3 protein-coding genes and 1 rRNA gene are annotated in these 4,254 nt (G+C 50.4%); all 4 read left to right on the plus strand.

All coding sequences use genetic code 11. From position 1 onward, the window contains the following. Positions 1 to 983, plus strand: a 23S ribosomal RNA gene (locus tag F4Z13_07440); the annotation flags it as partial. A 142-nt stretch (positions 984 to 1,125) separates the two neighbouring features. Beyond that, positions 1,126 to 2,604, plus strand: coding sequence for a DNA recombination protein RmuC (gene rmuC / locus F4Z13_07445; GenBank protein MXZ49056.1), 1,479 nt, complete (start codon positions 1,126 to 1,128; stop codon positions 2,602 to 2,604). A gap of 115 nt (positions 2,605 to 2,719) precedes the next feature. Next, the gene (locus F4Z13_07450) at positions 2,720 to 3,487 is read left to right on the plus strand and encodes an SDR family oxidoreductase (GenBank protein MXZ49057.1); all 768 of its coding nucleotides are present in this window, start codon (positions 2,720 to 2,722) and stop codon (positions 3,485 to 3,487) included. 70 nt (positions 3,488 to 3,557) lie between these two features. After that, positions 3,558 to 3,980 (plus strand): DoxX family protein, encoded by a 423-nt coding sequence (locus tag F4Z13_07455; GenBank protein MXZ49058.1) that lies wholly within the window; start codon positions 3,558 to 3,560, stop codon positions 3,978 to 3,980. Positions 3,981 to 4,254 lie beyond the last annotated feature (274 nt).

Consider the following 4,254-nt stretch of genomic DNA (forward strand, 5'->3'; position numbering starts at 1 on the left):
ATAACGGTCCTAAGGTAGCGAAATTCCTTGTCGGGTAAGTTCCGACCTGCATGAAAGGAGTAACGATTGCCGCACTGTCTCGGCCAAAGACTCAGCGAAATTGTGGTTCCGGTGAAGACGCCGGATACCCGCTACGGGACGGAAAGACCCCGTGCACCTTTACTATAACTTAGCATTGAGTTTTGGTGCTGCATGCGTAGGATAGGTGGGAGCCTGTGAAACTTCGCTTCAGGGCGGAGTGGAGGCAATGGTGAAATACCACCCTTGTAGTTCTGAAATTCTAACTTAGGTCCGTTATCCGGATCAAGGACAATGTTAGGCGGGTAGTTTGACTGGGGCGGTCACCTCCTAAAAGGTAACGGAGGTGTGCAAAGGTTCCCTCAGCTTGATTGGAAACCAAGCGCAGAGTGCAAAGGCATAAGGGAGCTTGACTGTGAGACTGACAGGTCGAGCAGGTGCGAAAGCAGGTCTTAGTGACCCGGTGGTTCTGTGTGGAAAGGCCATCGATCAACGGATAAAAGGTACGCCGGGGATAACAGACTTATCTCCCCCAAGAGTTCACATCGACGGGGAGGTTTGGTACCTCGATGTCGGCTCATCGCATCCTGGGGCTGGAGAAGGTCCCAAGGGTTGGGCTGTTCGCCCATTAAAGCGGTACGCGAGCTGGGTTTAGAACGTCGTGAGACAGTTCGGTCCCTATCTGTAGCGGGCGAAGGAGATTTGAGAGGATCTGCTCATAGTACGAGAGGACCTGAGTGGACGAGCCTCTAGTGTACCAGTTGTCGTGCCAACGGCAGTGCTGGGTAGCTATGCTCGGAAAGGATAACCGCTGAAAGCATCTAAGCGGGAAACCTGCCTCAAGATTAGATCTCCCGAACGTAAGTTCCTAAAGGTCCCTTGAAGATTACGAGGTTGATAGGCTCAAGGTGTAAGTCCTGTGAGGGATTAAGCTGATGAGTACTAACCGACCGTGAGGCTTACTGCGAGGTTTGAAAATTCTCGATACAACACACAATTTTCTCAAGCGTTATATTCGGTTGCCAGAGGTTCTTCCGCTTCTGCGGGTATAAGACCTTCCTAGGATCGTTCCCCGCAACTCCTTTTATCGTTTATAATAACCGTGTTATGGATATCTCCGATCTGCTTACCCATCTGGGAGCGATGGCGATTGTCGCCCTCGCATTGTTCTACTACCTGACCAGAGAAAGGGGTCGGCGCGAATCAGCCGAAACGGAGCTGTCCATTATAAGAACCGAACTGGAAGAGTCAAAGAGCAGAGGTGTGCTGCTTGAAGGGGAGCTTAAGGAATCGGTCGAGGCTACAAGTGTTCTTAACGCCGAGAAAGCCTCTCTTGAGTCCAGCGTAAAGGAGAAGGAAGCTGCAATTGCGGACCGTGATTCCAGGATTTCCGGGTTCGAAAGGCAGGTGAGGGAACTCACTTCCCAGGTTACCGAAAAAGAAAGTCTTCTCTCAAGACTCAGTACCACCATAGAGCAGGAAAGAAAGGGTTTCGAGGAAAAGCTGTCCATTCTGGATGAAGCGAAAAAAAGACTCGGAGATGAGTTTGAGAACCTCGGAAACAGGATTTTTGAGGATACGACCAAAAAATTCACCGATAAGAACAAGACGGATATGGAGACCCTGCTGAACCCCCTCCGAGAGCAGATAAAGGATTTCGAGAAAAAGGTCACCGATACCCACAAGGATGCGAGCAGTGACATGGCTTCCCTAAAAGCCCACATAGAGAACCTCAAGAACCTGGGCGAGCAGATGAGCCGCGAAGCTGTTAATCTCACCACCGCCCTCAAGGGAGAGTCACAGACCCAGGGTGCCTGGGGGGAGATAGTGCTTGAGAGGGCCCTTGAGATGTCTGGCCTGTCCGAGGGCAGGGAGTATCACTCACAGCCGAGCTACAAGGGGGACAACGGCAATACCCTCCGACCCGACGTGATAGTACATCTTCCCGAGGGAAAAGACGTTGTGATCGATTCTAAGGTCTCACTCACCGCTTATGAGAGATACATGTCCTGCGAGAATGAAGAGGAGAAGGGGGATTACCTCAGGCAGCATATTCTCTCGTTTCGAAACCACATAAAGGAACTCAGTTCCAAGGGATACCAGGGTATTTCCGGAATCACGAGCCTTAACTACGTTTTGATGTTCGTTCCGCTTGAATCCGCTTTCATGCTGGCCATAGAGACCGAGAGGGATCTTTACTCTGAGGCTTTCGAGAAAAACGTTATAATTGTCTGCCCCTCGACTCTTCTCGCGACGCTTAGAACAATACACAGCATCTGGCAGTTTGAGTATCAGAACGCAAACGCCAGGGAAATAGCCGAGAGCGCCGGTAGGATGTACGACAAGTTCGTGACTTTCACTGAGCATCTTGAAGAAATCGGAAAGCGCATAGAGCAGTCCGATCAGGCTTATCAGAAAGCGATGAGCAGTCTTCGCGACGGCAAGGGCAACCTCGTGAAAAGAGCCTTGGATCTCAAGGAGTTAGGAATAAAGACCTCGAAAGAACTTCCCCCAGATTTTTCGGAGAGGTCCGAACTCTCGGGATACGCGGTTTCTTCCGGCAAGGAGACGGACGAGGGATTATAGTGATCCGTCGGGTTTAGAAAAAGGAGGGGAAATCGTGTACGATTCCACTTCCTAAATTCGATATCTAGAGAGGTAGCATAGATTGTTTGAGAATTCTATTAAAGGCAACTGGGCTCTGGTGCTCGGTTCTTCAAGCGGTTTCGGGGAGGCCTGCAGTCTTGAGCTTGCGCGCCGGGGAATGAATATTTTCGGCGTCCACCTTGACCGCAGGGGCACGATGGCGAAAGTGGAGAGCATAATTGAGGAGATAAAAGCTACGGGAAGCGAAGTGAAGTTCTATAACGTAAACGTGGCCGACGCGGAGAAAAGACAGGAGGTCATTGGGGATATAAAGGACGTGGTGCAGCAGGATGGCTCCCAGGTAAAGGTGATGATACATTCCGTTGCCTTCGGGACGCTAAAGCGCTACGTTGCGGATGAACGCAGAGACGTTCTTAACAGCAAGAACATTGACATGACTCTAGACGTGATGGCCCACAGCATCGTTTACTGGGCCCAGGATCTTGTTATGGAAGGAATAATGGGCGAGGGCGGGAGAATATTCGCCATGACGAGTTCGGGGAGTCACAGGGTATGGCCTACTTACGGCGCGGTATCGGCCGCCAAGGCTGCCATAGAGGCCCACATACGGCAGCTTGCCGTTGAACTCGCTCCAAGCGGTATTACCGCGAACTCAATAATGGCCGGAGTAACGGACACTCCCGCGCTGAGAAAGATCCCGGGAAACGACAAGCTCCTTGACCACGCTCTCGGGGCAAACCCTTCAGGAAGACTGACGACACCGGAAGACGTGGCAAAAGCCATCGCACTTCTCTCTCTCGACGAAGCCTCCTGGATCACGGGTAACGTAATAGGGGTTGACGGCGGGGAAGATCTTGTTTGATAGGACCGCTTGGTACAATTTACCACGAGAGACCTTGTCTAACAGGTCCTATTAGTATAGAGTATAAAGCATGTTAAGTTACGGCAGAGACAGGGACTGGGATTTAGGAATTTTTCTGCTCAGAGTGGGCTTTGGCTTCTCGATGCTTATTTTTCACGGCTATGGAAAGCTGATTGGGGGTCCCGAAAGATGGGCTAAAGTTGGGGGGTCACTGCAGACCTTCGGAATTGATTTTTATCCGGTTTTCTGGGGCTTTATGGCGGCTTTTGCCGAGTCTTTCTGCTCGGTTTTTATAATCGCGGGAATTTTCTTTATGCCTGCGACTTTTCTTCTATCCGTTAACATGATCGTAGCGGTTCTCTTTCACCTGTATCTTCCGGAGGAGTCACCTGCTGCGGGATGGCAGGGGGCTTCACACGCGATTGAATATCTTTTCGTCTACGTGGTGTTGATGATTTCCGGCCCCGGAAAATACAGGATAAACCTGGGCTGACGGTCTTCGCTGGTTTTTCCATCCAAATAGGTCTTGGATTTTTAAAAGTGTGAGCTATAACCATGTCCAAAAACCGTAGAATTAGTTCCTTTCTTTTATTTGCAGCCACAATGTCAGTTGCTTTGATGCTGTCCGGCTGCCAAACTCTGAATTGGAACGAAAAATGGCAAAGCAACTTTATTGACCAGATGGCTGTGGCCAGAGACAGCCAGATGCTTAAAAACCTAGTGCGCATGCGTTATGGAAACCCGCCTGTATTTACAACTGTTGGAAC

The organism is Candidatus Dadabacteria bacterium (assembly GCA_009837205.1).
Taxonomy (GTDB): domain Bacteria; phylum Desulfobacterota_D; class UBA1144; order Nemesobacterales; family Nemesobacteraceae; genus Nemesobacter.